Source organism: Roseateles sp. GW821-FHT09H11, from assembly GCF_059415845.1.
Map to the genome: position 1 here is coordinate 80142 of NZ_JBWKOA010000006.1, position 14256 is coordinate 94397.

General features: G+C 69.2%; 15 protein-coding genes. 7 read left to right on the forward strand and 8 right to left on the reverse strand.

The annotated features are described in order from the left end of the window. Positions 1-79: 79 nt before the first annotated feature. From AC07PR_RS19820 to AC07PR_RS19835, 4 genes are all read right to left on the reverse strand, one after another. A complete protein-coding gene (locus AC07PR_RS19820; protein ID WP_495136307.1) occupies positions 80-1192 on the reverse strand; it encodes a TIGR03364 family FAD-dependent oxidoreductase in 1113 nt (370 codons plus the stop codon). 257 nt (positions 1193-1449) lie between these two features. Continuing rightward, on the reverse strand, positions 1450-3093 hold the full coding sequence (locus tag AC07PR_RS19825; RefSeq protein ID WP_495136552.1) for a putative 2-aminoethylphosphonate ABC transporter permease subunit: 1644 nt from the start codon (positions 3091-3093) through the stop codon (positions 1450-1452). A 77-nt stretch (positions 3094-3170) separates the two neighbouring features. Next, entirely contained in the window at positions 3171-4253 is a 1083-nt protein-coding gene (locus AC07PR_RS19830) for an ABC transporter ATP-binding protein (RefSeq protein ID WP_431102541.1), read from the reverse strand. Positions 4254-4265: 12 nt separating this feature from the next. Next, positions 4266-5357: a putative 2-aminoethylphosphonate ABC transporter substrate-binding protein gene (locus AC07PR_RS19835; protein ID WP_495136308.1), complete on the reverse strand. Its 1092-nt coding sequence runs from the start codon at positions 5355-5357 to the stop codon at positions 4266-4268. Positions 5358-5489: 132 nt separating this feature from the next. Between AC07PR_RS19835 and AC07PR_RS19840 the strand changes: the two genes are divergently transcribed. After that, a complete protein-coding gene (locus AC07PR_RS19840) occupies positions 5490-6353 on the forward strand; it encodes a LysR substrate-binding domain-containing protein (protein ID WP_495136309.1) in 864 nt (287 codons plus the stop codon). 59 nt (positions 6354-6412) lie between these two features. Here the strand turns inward: AC07PR_RS19840 and AC07PR_RS19845 are convergent, their stop codons facing one another. Next, on the reverse strand, positions 6413-8503 hold the full coding sequence (locus AC07PR_RS19845; protein ID WP_495136310.1) for an alpha/beta hydrolase family protein: 2091 nt from the start codon (positions 8501-8503) through the stop codon (positions 6413-6415). A gap of 413 nt (positions 8504-8916) precedes the next feature. Here AC07PR_RS19845 and AC07PR_RS19850 point away from each other — a divergent pair, with 413 nt between their 5' ends. After that, positions 8917-9390 carry a hypothetical protein gene (locus tag AC07PR_RS19850; protein WP_495136311.1) on the forward strand — a complete coding sequence of 158 codons (474 nt, stop codon included), beginning with the start codon at positions 8917-8919 and terminating at the stop codon, positions 9388-9390. Positions 9391-9550: 160 nt separating this feature from the next. Beyond that, a complete protein-coding gene (locus AC07PR_RS19855) occupies positions 9551-10156 on the forward strand; it encodes a DUF6278 family protein (RefSeq protein WP_495136312.1) in 606 nt (201 codons plus the stop codon). Positions 10157-10211: 55 nt separating this feature from the next. Here the strand turns inward: AC07PR_RS19855 and AC07PR_RS19860 are convergent, their stop codons facing one another. Then, positions 10212-11186, reverse strand: a complete 975-nt coding sequence (locus tag AC07PR_RS19860; RefSeq protein WP_495136313.1) for a tripartite tricarboxylate transporter substrate binding protein — start codon at positions 11184-11186, stop codon at positions 10212-10214. A 354-nt stretch (positions 11187-11540) separates the two neighbouring features. On the opposite strand from AC07PR_RS19860, the gene AC07PR_RS19865 reads away from it, so the two are divergent. Next, on the forward strand, positions 11541-11999 hold the full coding sequence (locus AC07PR_RS19865) for a hypothetical protein (protein WP_495136314.1): 459 nt from the start codon (positions 11541-11543) through the stop codon (positions 11997-11999). Between the two features lie 22 nt (positions 12000-12021). Here AC07PR_RS19865 and AC07PR_RS19870 read toward each other — a convergent pair whose 3' ends face one another. Further along, positions 12022-12795, reverse strand: a complete 774-nt coding sequence (locus tag AC07PR_RS19870; protein WP_495136315.1) for a class II aldolase/adducin family protein — start codon at positions 12793-12795, stop codon at positions 12022-12024. An 85-nt stretch (positions 12796-12880) separates the two neighbouring features. Further along, the gene (locus AC07PR_RS19875) at positions 12881-13126 is read right to left on the reverse strand and encodes a hypothetical protein (RefSeq protein WP_483105709.1); all 246 of its coding nucleotides are present in this window, start codon (positions 13124-13126) and stop codon (positions 12881-12883) included. Between AC07PR_RS19875 and AC07PR_RS19880 the strand changes: the two genes are divergently transcribed. The 3 genes from AC07PR_RS19880 to AC07PR_RS19890 all read left to right on the forward strand — a co-directional run bounded on the left by AC07PR_RS19880 (position 13119) and on the right by AC07PR_RS19890 (position 14176). After that, positions 13119-13268 carry a hypothetical protein gene (locus AC07PR_RS19880; protein WP_483105708.1) on the forward strand — a complete coding sequence of 50 codons (150 nt, stop codon included), beginning with the start codon at positions 13119-13121 and terminating at the stop codon, positions 13266-13268. The genes AC07PR_RS19875 and AC07PR_RS19880 overlap by 8 nt on opposite strands. A 106-nt stretch (positions 13269-13374) precedes the next feature. Next, entirely contained in the window at positions 13375-13572 is a 198-nt protein-coding gene (locus tag AC07PR_RS19885) for a hypothetical protein (RefSeq protein WP_495136316.1), read from the forward strand. A 64-nt stretch (positions 13573-13636) separates the two neighbouring features. Next, positions 13637-14176, forward strand: a complete 540-nt coding sequence (locus AC07PR_RS19890; protein ID WP_377156187.1) for a hypothetical protein — start codon at positions 13637-13639, stop codon at positions 14174-14176. Positions 14177-14256 lie beyond the last annotated feature (80 nt).

Consider the following 14256-nt stretch of genomic DNA (forward strand, 5'->3'; position numbering starts at 1 on the left):
GGCGCCGTGCGGGACTCCCTCTCCCGCTTGCGGGAGAGGGCCGGGGTGAGGGCCAGCGGCGGTGGAAGTACTGAAGCCCCTACCAGTCTGCGAGGACCTCTTCCGCCAATCCGAACGCGGTGCTGGCGCCCGTGCCGCTGGTGACCATCACGAGCCGCGTTCGCTCGTCCGGCGCCTCGACGAGGCACGGTGCGGCCGCGCTGACCGGATAGACACCGGTCCAGCGCTCGACCACCTCCACCGAAGGCAGCGCCAGCTGGCGATGCAGTTCGTCGAGGATCAGCCGGTCCACCGCCTCGCTCGCGAACGGTGGCAGCACTGGACCGTAGTGATGCGAGTCGCCGACGACCAGCGTGCCGTCGGCGCTCTGCACCACGATCAGGTGGATGCCGTGCGCCAGCGCGTCGTGCCGCTGCGCCGACAGACGCCGCAGCAGCGGCTGCGCCTCGGGCAGCGCGGCGTAGCCTTCATAGCGCACCAGGCTCAGGTCGGCCATCAACGCGGCATTCAGGCGGAAGCCCGACGGCGGCCGCACACGCAGCATCTGCAGCTGGCACAGCGACAAGGCATGCGGCGTCCAGCGATCGGCGAAGAGCCCGTGCAGCTCCGCGCCCGAACACACGGCGACGCGCTCGGCGCGGTAGCTCGCGCGGGACGTGCGCACGTGCGGGGCCTCGACCTCGAGCACCGATTCGCCGAAGCGGAACTCGACGCCATGCCGCTCCGCCAGCCAGGCGGCGAGGCGCGGGATCGCGTCGCGCGATTCGACGCGCAACTCGTGCGGGCTCACCAGCGCGCCGATCAGGCCGTCCTCGCGCAGGCCGGGTTGGCGCGCCGCCGCGTCCGCGGCGCCGAGCCACGCGCAGCCCTCGCCCATCTCGGTGGCGAGGAAGGCCTCGAGCAAGGCTTCCGATTCGGCGCAGCGCGCGGCCAGCAGCAGGCCGGCGTGCTCGATGCGCAGGCCGGCCTGCGGCGCGAGCTCGGCCCAGAGATCGCGCGATCGTCGCGCCCGGCGCCAGTGCGCACCGCGCTGCTGACCGGTCACGGTCACGAAGCCGAAGTTGCGGATCGACGCGCCGATGCAGGCCGCGTCGCGCTCGACGACGACGACGCGCCAGCCGCGCTTCGCGCCGGCCCAGGCATGGGCCAGGCCGACGATGCCGGCGCCGACCACGAGGAGGTCACAGTTCATGAGAATGCCTATCGAAGGAAAGAAGCTCGCCGCTCATTGCTCCCCGCTTCCTCTCCAGCAGTGCGGGAGAGGACGCAGGAGGGCTTCAGCACTTCCACGGCCGCTGGCCCTCACCCCTGCCCTCTCCCGCAAGCGGGAGAGGGAGAAAGAGGCGCCAGCGCCGCGAGCAGAGCCGGTCGAACTCCCTCTCCCGCTTGCGGGAGAGGGTGGGGGTGAGGGCCAGCGGCGGTGGCAGTACGGCAGCTCTCTGGCCAGGGCTATCGGGCTCGCCACCGTTGGGTCCGTTGCACAAGGACGTGGCCGACCAGGCCGATGACACCTCGCCCGATCGCCGCGGTCACGAACAACAACGTCGCCATCGCGGCGGCCGGCGCGGTGTCGCCGGCGTCGTCCATCGCGAGCACCGCGATCGCGGCCAGCGTGGTGTCGGGCGAGTACAGGAACACCACCGCCGACACCGTCGTCAGCGCGCTGACGAAGAAGTAGCCCGCCACCTGCACCAGCGTCGGGATCGCGATGGGCAGGTGCACGCGGCGCAGGTGCGTCCAGAACGGCAGGCCGAGCGACTCGGCGACGCGTTCGTACTCGGGATCGAGCTGCCGCAGCGCGCCGAGCTGCGTCAGGTGCGCGACCGAGTAGTAATGCGCCACCGTGCACAGCACCAGCAGGCCGAGCCCGCCGTACCAGCCGCGCAGCGGATTCCACGGCGCGTTGAAGAACAGGATGTAGCCCAGCCCCAGGGCAAGACCCGGCACCGCCATCGGCAGCGTCGCCAGCGCGTTGAGCACGCCGCGCGCGGCCGCGAAACCGCGCGGCTTGTCCACGAGCCAGGCCAGCACGAAGCTCAGGCCCGCGCCGGCGAGCGCGGTCCACGCGGCCAGCCGCAGCGAGTTCCCATAGCTGGCCCAGCCGCCGCCGTCACTCATGTCGAACTGGTAATGCGTCAGCGTCGGCGCGAGCTGGTACGGCCAGTACTGCGCGAACGATGCGTACACCGCGATGCCGAAGACGCCGACCAGTGCCGCCGCGACCAGCGCGCAGTACAGCAGCGCGGCGAGGTCACGCCCCGCGCGCGGCGACGGCACGTGCGGGACGGCGCGCAGGCTCAGCACCGCGCGCTGGCGGGCGCGCAGGCGCTGCTCCAGCACGAAGGCGCCCAGCGCCGGCAACAGCAGCAGCATCGCGACGACGGCGCCGCGGTCCAGGCGCTGCTGGCCGACGACTTCCTTGTAGATGTCGGTGGCCAGCATCGCGGTCTGCCCGCCGACGACCTTGGGCACGCCGAAGTCGGTCAGCACCAGCACGAACACCACGACCAGCGAGATCAGCAGCCCATAGCGGCTGGCCGGCAGCGTCACCGTGCGGAACACGCGCCAGCCGCTGGCGCCCAGGCAGCGCGCGGCTTCGATCGTCCGCGCATCGCTGCTGGACAGGGTGGTGACGAGGATCAGCATCGCGTGCGGGAAGGTCCACAGCACCGAGCCCAGCACGATGCCGGCGGGGCCGTAGATGCTGTCGATCCCCAGCGCCTGCATCGGGCCCTTCAGCAGGCCCTGGTTGCCGAAGGCGTAGACCAGCCCGATGGCCGCCAGCAGCGAGGGCGCGAGCAGCGGCAACAACGCGAGCGCGCGCCACAGGCCCTTGGCCGGCAGCGCCGTGTGCGTCAGCGCCCAGGCGTAGCCGTAGGCGAGCGCGACGCAGACGACGGCCGAGACTGCCGACAGCGCGACGCTGTTCCACAGCGCGCTCCATCGGCCGGTCGAGAAATACGCGATGAAGTGCGACGCGCCGACGAAGTGGCCCTGCCCGTCGAGCACGCTCTGCGCGAGCAGTGCCACCAGCGGCAGCAGGATGATCACGGTCAACGCGACGAGCCCGGCAGCCAGCAGCGCGCGCAGCATCCACGATTCGAGGCGGCGTCCCCGCCGGCGCGGCAGCGGCACCTGAGGTGCCCGCGATGCCTGATCGAACACCAGGCTCACGCGGCTCTCCGCATCGACAACGGCGCGTCGAAAAGCTGGAGCGCTGCGGCGGGCAATCTCAGGCCGCGGACTTCCCCTTCACTGAGACCGGCGGCTTCGCCGCTGGGGATCTCGAGCATCAGCGCCCCGCCGACGCCCGCACCGGTGCCAGCGCCCAGCGCCTCGCAACGCAGCAGCACCTGCGTGACCGCGCCATGGAACTGCAGCGTCTCGATGCGGGCGCGGAGCATCGCGCCCTCCCCGTCGATCAGGCGGATCGCTTCCGGGCGGATGCCCACGCGCACGACGCTGCCGGTCTTGTAGAGGCGGCTGTCGCAATCGAGCAGCGTCGTGCCGACGCGCACGCGTCCCTCGGCGACGACCTGCCCGTCCATCCAGTTCATCCGGCCGACGAATCCTGCCACCAGCGCGCTGGCCGGCTGGTCGTAGAGCTGCCGCGGCGCGCCCTGCTGCGCGATCTGTCCCTTGGCCAGCAGGACCACGCGGTCGGACATCGCCAGCGCCTCGTCCTGGTCGTGCGTGACCATCAGCGTCGTGATGCCCAGCCGCTGCTGCAGCGCGCGGATCTCGGTGCGCAGCTCCTGCCGGACCTGTGCGTCCAGCGCCGACAGCGGCTCGTCGAGCAGCAGCAGCTTCGGTCCCGGCGCCAGCGCGCGGGCCAGGGCGACGCGCTGCTGCTGACCGCCGGACAGCTGCGCGGGGAACTTGCCGGCCTGCTCCAGCAGGCCCACCAGCGCGAGCATCTCGTCGGCGCGGGCGGCGGCCTCGCGCCGGGGCAGTTCGTTCAGGCCGTAGCGGACGTTCTCGCGCGCCGTCATGTTGGGGAACAGCGCATAGGACTGGAACACCACGCCGAAGCGGCGCTGCGACGCCGGCCAGGCGGTGATGTCCTGGCCGTGCATCAGCACCTGGCCGGCCTCGGGCGTCTCGATGCCGCAGACGATGCGCAGCAGCGTCGTCTTGCCGCAGCCCGACGGGCCGAGCAGCGACACGAACTCGCCCGGGCCCAGGTCGAGGTCGATGCCCTGCAGCACCGTCTGCGGGCCGAAGCGCTTGGTGATCTGGCGCAGATGCAGCATGGGAGGTCCGGATTACTTCTTCTCGGCCTTGGCCTCGTAGCGGCGCGACCACTCGGCGAGGATGCGATCGCGGTTCGCGGCGGCCCAGTTGAAGTCGTTCTTCGCCAGCAGCTTGTCGAGGTCGGAGGGCACGTACTCCAGCTGTTCCTGCACCGAGGGCAGCGCCAGCACGGCGAAGTTCTTCGCGTAGAGCTCGTTGGCCTTGCGGGTCACGGACCAGTCCGCCAGCGCCCGGGCGGCTTCCGGCTTCTTCGTCGTCTTCATGACGGCGGTGGCCTCGACGTCCCAGCCCAGGCCCTCCTTCGGGAAGACGATGTCGATGGGCGCGCCTTCCTTCTTGGTCTTGTTGGCGCGGTACTCGAAGGACAGGCCGACCGGGAACTCGCCGGCGCCGGCCTGGCGGCAGGGCTTGGAGCCGCTGTGCGTGTAGACGCCCATGTTCTGGTGCAGCGCGTCCATGAAGGCCCAGCCCTTGGCCTCGCCCATCATCTGCAGCCAGGCGGAGACCATCAGGTAGCCGGTACCGCTGGAGGCCGGATGCGGCATCGTCAGCAGGCCCTTGTAGACGGGCTGGGTCAGGTCGGCCCAGGAGGCGGGCTTGGGCAGGTTGTGCTTCGCGGCCTCGGCGGTGTTGAAGCAGACGGCCGACGACCACAGGTCCATGCCGACCCAGGTCGGCTGCGGACGCGGGTCGCGCATCGTGGCGCGGACCTGCTCCAGGCCCTTGGGCGCGTAGGCCGCGAGCATGCCCTCCTTGTCCAGCAGCATCAGCGAGGTCGCGGCCAGCCCCCAGACGACGTCGGCCTGCGGGTTGGCCTTCTCGGCCAGCAGCCGGGCGGTGACGATGCCGGTGGACTCGCGGACGAACTTCAGCTCGATGGCGGGATGGTCCTGCTCGAAGGCGGTCTTGTAGGCCTTGATCTGGTCAGCCTCGAGCGCGCTGTAGACCAGCAGCTCGGTCTTGCCCTGAGGGCCCTGGGCGCCCTGGGCATGGACCTCGGGGCTGGTGAACGCGGCGATCGCGGCCAGGGCCAGCGCCGCGGCGGCGTGGAGGACGGTCGAGAGGGAGGTCGACCGCGAGGTCGGCAGGGGAGAGATCGTCATGGGCGCTCCATCGGGGGAATCGATGGGGGACACTGTAGGAATGGCATATGTCATTGACGCGTCAAACGCCCCAAGTTCGCGGAAACCGGTATTAGCCGTTTTTGGAGATCCGGGAGATCCGGGAGAGTTGCCGTGCTCGTGAACCAGCTGAAGGCCTTCTTCGCCGTGGCGCGGCTGGGGTCCATCACCGGCGCGGCCAAGCAGCTGGGGCTGTCGCAGCCGACGGTGACGACGCAGATCCGCGCGCTGGAGGAGCAGTACGGGGTGGAGCTGTTCCACCGCGGCGGCGGCCGCCTGAGCTTGAGCGACGCGGGCCGGCGGCTGATGCCGCAGGTGGACGCCCTGCTGCAGCAGGAGCTGGACATCGAGTTCGCGCTGCGCGATTCCGCCGAGCTGCGCGGCGGCGCGCTGCGGCTGGGCGCGACCGCGCCGTACTACACGCTGACGCTGGCGCAGCGGTTCCGGACGCGGCACCCGCGGGTGGACCTCAGCATCGCGGCCGGCAATTCACGGCAGATGGTGGACGCGCTGCTGGCCTACGAAGTGGACCTGGCGACCTCCAGCCACCTGGTGGACGACGCGCGGCTGCACCGCGTCGAGCTGGGTGCCGACCCGCTGGTGCTGCTGCTGCCGCGCGGCCATGCGCTGGCGCGGCGCACGGCGGTGTCGCTGACGGCGCTGGCGGAGGAGACGCTGCTGGTGCGGGAGCGCGGCTCGATGACGCGGACCTTGAGCGAGCAGGCGCTGGACGCAGCCGGCGTGCGCCCGAAGGCGCAGATGGAGATCGCCAGCCGGGAGGCATTGCGCGAGGCGGTGGTGCGCGGGCTGGGGCTCAGCATCTTCGCGGCGCACGAGACCGGGCGACACCCGGACCTGATCGCCCTGCCCTTCGAGCAGGACGTGCCGCTGGTGCGGGAGTACCTCTACTGCCTGCGGGAGCGGCAGGGGGCGACGCTGGTGGCGGCGATGCTGGCCTGCGCGCCGACGGAAGACTGAAGTCGGATCGAGTCTTCCGCCGCTCGCGATGACGCGGGCGCGGGCGCGGGCGCGGCGGCTTACTGCCCGCCTGGTGGGGTGCCTTGCCCGTCCTTCAGGTGCTTGGCGAGGAAGACCTCGACGCGCTTGGCGAAGTCGACCCTGTTGTCGAGGTTGGTGAAGCTGTGGCCCTCGCCGCGATAGGCGATCCATTCGGCCGGATGTCCGGCCTTCGTCAGCGCGTCGCGCATGCGTTCGCCGTGCTCCAGGGGGACGCGACGATCGCGCTCGCCGTGGGCCAGCAGCAGCGGCGCACGGATGCGCTCGGCCAGCAGCAGCGGGGAGTTGGCCTTGAGCATGTCGGCGTCCTTGGCCGGGTCACCGATCTCGACCGGGGCCAGATAGCTGCGATACACGCTGCCGGCGTCGTCGTCGACCCAGCGATCGCCCTTGAGGATCAGCATCAGGTCGGTCGGCGCCGCCGCGGCGACGCCGCAGCGGTACAGGGCTCCGTCCTTGGCCAGGCCCATCAGCGTGCTGTAGCCGCCATAGCTGATGCCCATGATGCAGGCGCGATCGGTCGCGAGCTTCTGCCCCTGGGCCCAACGCAATGCGTCCGCGACGTCGTCCTGCATGGCCTGACCCCACTGCTTGTAGCCCGAGCGGAAGTGCGTGTCGCCGTAGCCCTTGCTGCCACGGAACTCGGGCTCGATGACCAGGTAGCCGCGCGAGGCGAGGAACTGCGCCCAGCCGTTCCATTCCCAGGTGCGCCCGCGCATGAACGGACCGCCGTGGACCAGCACCACGGCCGGCGCCGGCTTGCCGGGTGCGACGCCGCGCGGCAAGGTCAGCCACACCGGCAGATCGACGCCGTCGCGGGCCTTGATGCGGTGCAGCTCCTGTCCCGCCATGGCGCGCGGATCGACGTCCGGACGCTGGCGGCCGACCGGCTGCCAACGGTCCGCCTCCGGCGCGGAGGCGCGGTAGATCCAGTATTCGCCGGGCTCGCGATCGGAGAAATTGCGCACCAGCGCGACCATGTCGGGCTTGCCGCAACGCCGGCACTGGATCTCGTTGATGCCTTCAGTGAAACGGGCGTCGACCTGCTTCTGGAAGTCGCGCATCGCCGGATCGAACCAGGCGGTCGACAGGCCATCGGTCTGATAACGCACGCCGACGGTGCGCCCCGCATCGAGGATCACGCCCACCTCGTCGTACTCCGCGACGCCGCCCAGGGCGTCGAAACCGGGCGTGGCGAGCAGCGCGCGTGGCTCGGGCTGCTTCTTCTCGAAGTCGAAACGGGTCAGCACCTGATAGCCCTGCGGGCCCTCGAGGCGTGTCACGAACAGTCGACCGCCGTCGTCCACCGATCGGGGCACGAAGGGCAAGCCCTGCTGATCTCCGCGGGTCATTTCCGTCCAGGTCTTTTCGCCCGGCGCCCGCCAGTGCGCGACGACGACGTTCTCCTGTTCCGTGACGACGACGCGGGCCTCGCCATGGCTGTCGAAGAGGAAGCTCGTCGCGCCGCGAGGTTCGTCGTAGGTGGCGGGCAGCGCGCGTCCGGTGTCGACGTTGAGCCAGAACGGCGTGTACGCGCTGGCGTTGTTGGACCGGTTGAGTCCGTACTTGCCGACCAGCACGCGGTTGCCGGGCTCGCCCGGATGGGGGTACGGCACGCTGAGCAGGACATGGTTGAAGGTCAGCGCGCCGCCGAAGGCCTTGCGCTCGCCTTCGCTGTCGCTGTCGCGCTGGACGATCTGGCGCACGCCGGAGCCGTCGGCCGCGACCGAGAAGAGCCCTTGGGCCTGGTAGTGGGTCCCGGAGGCAACGCGCCGATCGGTCGCGGAGAAGACCAGCTTGTCGTCGTTGACCCAGTAGAAGTCGCCGACGTCGTCATTGCTGAACTGGACGACGCGACGGGCCTCGATCTTGGCCCCCAGTTCGAACACGTAGAGGCCGACGCGCAGGCCGGGGCCGCCCGGCGCGGCGACGGCCAGGCGCTTGCCGTTCGGCGAGAGCTTGGCCTCATTGAGCTCGGCGTTCTTGAAGAACACCTCCGGCGGCACGGAGGCCGGCACGGGCGCCGGCTGCGCATGGGCGACGCCCTGCAGGCCGGCCAGCGCAAGGGCGAGCGACAGCGCGCAGCGGCGCGCGATGGAGATCGGTGTCATCGGGAACTCCCTGTTGCGCCGCGCCGCGCAGGCGACCGGCGATGGTCTTTTCTTGGCGGGGGATGCTAGCCGCGTCGCGAGGGGCGATGTCTGGGGGATGTCCCGGAGCGACTTCTCTCCACTTTCAGTAGCCCTATCCCCCGAGAGGCGCAAAAGATCCCCCGGTTTCGGCTGCATTCCCCTCCAAGGTCTGATGCGTTTTGCTTTTGATCTTCCACAGGCACAGATACCCGGAGCTCGGCAACCATCCAGTCCTCCCAGCTCTGCTCACTGCGCGGACTCGTGCTGTTCCTCAACGCCCAGCCGCTGGTCCGACCGAAGGCGGCGGCCGCAGCGGCTGCAGCCGCAGCGTAGATACTCGGCGCCTGCGGTCGACAGTGCCGCGCGCCAGCTACACGAATCGAACGCCACCGATGTCCATTGAACTGCGCCACCCGATGAGCTCACTCGTGATCGGCACGATCAGCGCGGCGTTCTTCTTCTGGCTCGCCGCCGTGTCCTTCATGACCGGCACGCACCCCGCGGCCACGTTCGGCACCGCGCTCTGCTTCGGCGTGCTCGGGCTGATGGCGCTGCCCATGGTGGCGGACTACTTCTTCGCCCGCCACCATGTGTCCGAGGACAGCATCGATTTCGGGCGCCGATTCGGCGGCCGGGGCGTGATGCGATGGTCCGACGTGCGGCGCATCCGCTTCTCGCCGACGATGAAGTGGTTTGTGCTGGAGGACGTGTCGCGACGCAAGGCCCGCATCGCCACGTCGTTGATCGGGCTGCCGGACTTCGCGCGGATCGCGCTGGCCCAGGCCGCCCCGGACGCCCTGGATCCGAAGACGCGTCGCCTGCTCAGCGAGGCCAGCCTCGGTCGCCGGCCGAGGGTCTGGCTCTGAGCCGCAGCGACGCCGTGCGCGGCAATTTCCGGCGCGTGACAAATGGACGCTCGCCGGCGCCGTGACGGGGGAGTCCGGCGGGCATCGCCCTCGCCTCGACACAGAATCCGACCGCGCCGCCACAGAGCGGCGTTTTCATTTGTCGAATCCGCCGCCGATCATGACCCTGTTCCGCTTCCTGCCGCTGCTCGTGGCCGCCCTGCTCGCCACGCAGGCGCAAGCACAGACCTCGTCCCCCGCGTCGCCCCGATCGCCCGCCTCCGCGGCCTGGATCGACGACTCGCCGCCCTCGCCCCGTCCCGGCTGGTCGCCGGAAGTCGCCGCGAAGCTCGCCGGGATGGCCGTGACCATCTTCCAGCAACAGCAGATCAAGCTGGACTATTCGCCGGAGAGCCTCCGGCAGGTCGACGCGCTGATCCTGAAGTGGCGCGCCGAAGGCAACACCGCCGAATCGATGCAGAAGACGCTGCTCATCCTGGGCTGCTATGTCGGCGAGGTGATGGTCCGCAACCTGCCCGGCGCGCGCTGGGACCACCCCACCGAGAAGGAGCGTGCGCTCGTCCTCGGCGACCTGCCCATGGGCATGCGCACGCTGCCCAGTGGCTTCAGCAACCCGATGGGCAAGGTCTTCAAGCGCATGGCCAACGGCGAGGAAGACAGCGTCTTCTTCTTCTACGAGGTCTTCGGCCGCCACGCCGCGGAACTCCAGACCACGCCGATCTCGTCGGCCAAGCCGGCCGCGACCGCCGCGTCGAAGGCGCGCTGACGTACGAGCGGGGCGACGGCGCGGCGCCCAAACCGAGGCGACCCGTCCGCGGTGATCAATCCGCGGTGATCCCCCGCTCCTTCACCAGCTTCGCCCATTGCGGCAGTTCCTTCTCCAGCCGTGCGCGCGCCTGCGCCGGCGTCGACGGCGTGGCCTCGAAACCTTCCTTCGCCATCCGGTCCTTGACCGCCTGGGCGGTGAGCACCGCGTGCAGCGACGCGTTCAGCTTGTCGATCACGGGCCGGGGCGTGCCTGCCGGCGCGAAGACCATGAACCAGGTCTCGAAGGAATAACCCGGGACGCCGGCCTCCGCGATCGTCGGCACGTCCGGCATCAGCGGCGAGCGCTTCGGTCCGGTCACACCCAGCGCTCGCAGCTTGCCCGACTGCACGTGGCCCTGCGCCGCCGACAGCACCGGGAAGGACATCTCGACCTGCCCGCCGATCGTGTCGCTCAACGCGGGACCGCCGCCGCGATACGGGATGTGGACGATGCTCACGCCCGCGACCGCCTTGAACAGCTCCGCCGACATGTGGAAGGTGCTGCCCGTGCCGGCCGACGCATAGGAGAGCTTGCCGGGCCGGCTCTTCGCCAGCGCGATCAGCTCCTTGACCGACTTCGCCGGCACCTGTTCGTTGACGACGAGCACGTGCTGCGAGCTCGCGACCATGCCGATCGGCGCCAAGTCCTTGAGCGTGTCGTAGGGCATCTTCGGCGTCAGCGCCGGATTGATCGCGAGCGAGACCGTCTGCAGGCCGATGGTGTAGCCGTCGCCGGCGGACTTCGCGACCTCGGCCACGCCGACGTTGCCGCCCGCGCCGGCCTTGTTCTCGACCACCAGCGGTTTGCCGAGCGCCTTGCCCCATTCGTCCGAGATCAGGCGCGCGACGATGTCCGCGCTGCCGCCGGGTGCGTACGGCACGACCAGCCGCACGGGGCGGTCCGGGTAGGTCTGCGCAAAGGCGGTCGCCGGCAGCATCATCGCGGCCAGCGCCGCCGAACCCGCCGCGATCAGGGATCTGCGAATCATCTTGTCTCCTGTGAAGCCCCGGTCGTGCGCCGGAGTCGGCCCATGCTAGGCGGGGGAAGACCGTCCGGCATGTCGACCCGGATCATTCTTTCGTTCCTGGGGGTTATGAAACTCGCCGCCTGCCGCGCGGCTGTCGATCACCGCTGGCCGAAGCTCTTCCGATAGGCGCTCGGGCTGACACTGGCGATGCGCGCCCTGCCCGGCCTGGATCCCCATGCGCCGGTCATCGCGATCGTCGGCATCAGCGCGATCGCGCTGCTGGCGGCGATCAAGCCGTGAGGACGATCCTGCTGGCGGAAGGACAATGCGCTTCGTCGGGGCGAATGCGCCTCTCCTGTCTGGGAAGAAGCACACATGGCGCAACGGGAGCGCTGGGAAGTCATTGAACGATGGATCTTCGTCACGCTGGGCATCGGCATGGCGTGCGCTGCGTTGTGGTTGCTGATCGCTCACCGCGGCCAGCCCGGACGGATCGCCGGCGGGATCCTGCTCATCCCCTGCACATTCTGGGTGTTCTGGCAGCTGTTCCACGAGGACAAGCTCGGCACTGACGCGCGCGTCGGCGGCTCAGAGCGAGTCCTGTATCAGGGCTGGCTGTGGGGGCGGCGCCTGGTGCTCGGCGCGGTGGCGCTCATTTGCGCGCTCGGCGCGATCGCCGTCGCGATCCTGGGCGGACCGCTCGGTGCCGCGGCAGCGCTGGCGGTGTTCGCCGCGATCGCCGGATGGGTCGCCGCCTTCGGCGGTGGGCGGGTCCAATCGTTCGACGATGACATCGCCGTCCATCGGGAGCGCGCCAGGCGCTACGACAGATAGGCGCGTCTCAGACGCTGCTGCTTCACACGTCGAAGCCGGGACACTGCCGCCTCGCCTGCCGCAGCAGCGTCGGCCACACGAACGCCCCGCCCAGGCCGCCGGTCTGCACGCGCATCGATTCGGCGGTCCCGCGGATGATCGCGTCGTGGACGGGCGTCAGTTCGACGCCGCCGGCCTGCGCCGCGATCTGGATCTGGCAGGCGCTCTCGAAGGTGTACATCGACAGGAAGGCATCGCCGATCGTCTTGCCGACGGTCAGCAGCCCGTGGTTGCGCAGGCAGTAGAAGATCTTGTCGCCGAGGTCGTTCTGCAGCCGCGGTTGTTCGTCGGGGCGGATCGCGACGCCCTCGTAGTCGTGGTACGCGAGCGAGGCCAGCACGAAGGTCGATTGCTGCGAGATCGGTAGCACCCCGCCCTTCTGCGCCGACACCGCCACGCCGGCCCGCGTGTGCGTGTGCAGCACGCAGCCCACGTCCGGCCGCGCCGCGTGGATGGCGGAATGGATGATGAAGCCGGCCTGGTTCACCGGGAACGGCGTCTCCTGCAGCTTGTTGCCCGACGCGTCGACCTTGATCAGGCTGGAGGCGGTGATCTCGTCGAACATCAGCCCGTAGGGATTGATCAGGAACTCATGCGCGTCACCGGGCAGGCGCGCGCTGATGTGCGTGAAGATCAGGTCGCTCCAGCCGTAGCGCGCGACGAGCCGGTAGCACGCGGCGAGGTCCACGCGCAGCTGCCATTCGGCGTCGCTGACCTGGCCCTTGAGCGAGGGAATGCGGGCGGTGATGTCGTCCATGATCGTCTCCTGATCGCGCCGGACCATCGAACGGGGCCGGTCAGCGGGGGATCGTGCTACCGGAGCTTCGGTATCGCTGTCGCATTCACGACAGAGCGGCGGTCGCCTCGTCGTGCTTGCTCAGGCAATTCATGAAGCGGTTCTCTTGACCCTCCAGCCACCGCCCGAGGGCATTGTTTGCGGCCTTCTGGATGTCATCGCGGCTGGGCATCAGCGCGTGCACTTCAGGCGATGGCTCACGGTCGCGCCCGCGAGCCATCAACCGCTGACTCGCGCGCCTGATGGTGTGCACGGTGATGGACTTGCGAGCGGCCGATGACTTCATGTTCATGATGCGATTTGCCGGGCACGAGATCGATTCCGGCATCATCGGATCAGATGGCGTCACACTCAATGACATCAATGAGCTAGCTAATCTGAGTTCTATTCAGGCGACAACCTTCTTCGCAGAATGGACCGCGATGTTGCCCTGAAGCGGGCACCCAAGACGCCTCAGATCGGCGTCATGGCGCGCGTTCACCTGCAATGTCGCAGGTAGCCACAGGCCGAGTGCTTTCGGCCAATCGAGAGAAAGAATCAATGACCGATGTCGTTGGTTGGGTCGAGTTGACCGATGACGAGATTGATCAGGTTGCTGGCGGCTTCTGGAAGAGCCTCGTGGCCTCCGCAGCCTGGGACGCCATCAAGGGGTTCGGCTCCTGGGTAGGCGAGAAGGCTCCCGGTGGCGCAGACGACGGGACCTGGGAGCAGATTGGCCGCTCGCAGATGACTGCATAAGGTGACGACGCGCCAGCGCGGTCGTCGATCGCTCGCTGGCGCGTCCCGCACTTCTCGACAACTCATGAGCCTGAATCCAATGAGTGCCGAACAGAATGCGCGACCGCTCCGCCCACTCGATTCGCGGCGCTTTACTCTGGACGTCACGGGACCGCTATTCATCTATTGCTTGAAGGTCTTGGTCCTCTCGCTGCTGGCGGCGACAGGACTGCAGGGACTCGCGACCATCGTCGCGCAAGCGACCGGCTTGCCAGCGCCGCCCATGCCGAACATGGCGATCCAGTTCATCGACTGGGTCGGCGCGGTGCTTCTGTCACCACTCATGGAGTCGCTACTCCTCTGGGCCGTCGGATCAGTGGCCCGTAGCATCACGCGGGCGGTATGGGCGCCCAGCATGGTGATCGGCCTGATCGCAGGCGCTGCCCACGGTGCGCTTCACTCCATGTGGTTCTTCGGCCCCGCCGCATCGTTCGCTGTCTTCGCATGGGCGTGGCTGCGATGGAGAGACGCCGGGCGCTCGCATCACTTCCTGATCCTTCTTGTCCCACACATGCTTCAGAACATCGTCGCGATGTCTCTGCAGGCCCTCGTCGAGCGCTTCTGACCGGGATCGTCACGATTCGCCCGGAGACCTCGATGGAAAGGAACCCCCAACGATTTTCACCCGCCCAAACCATATGCAGA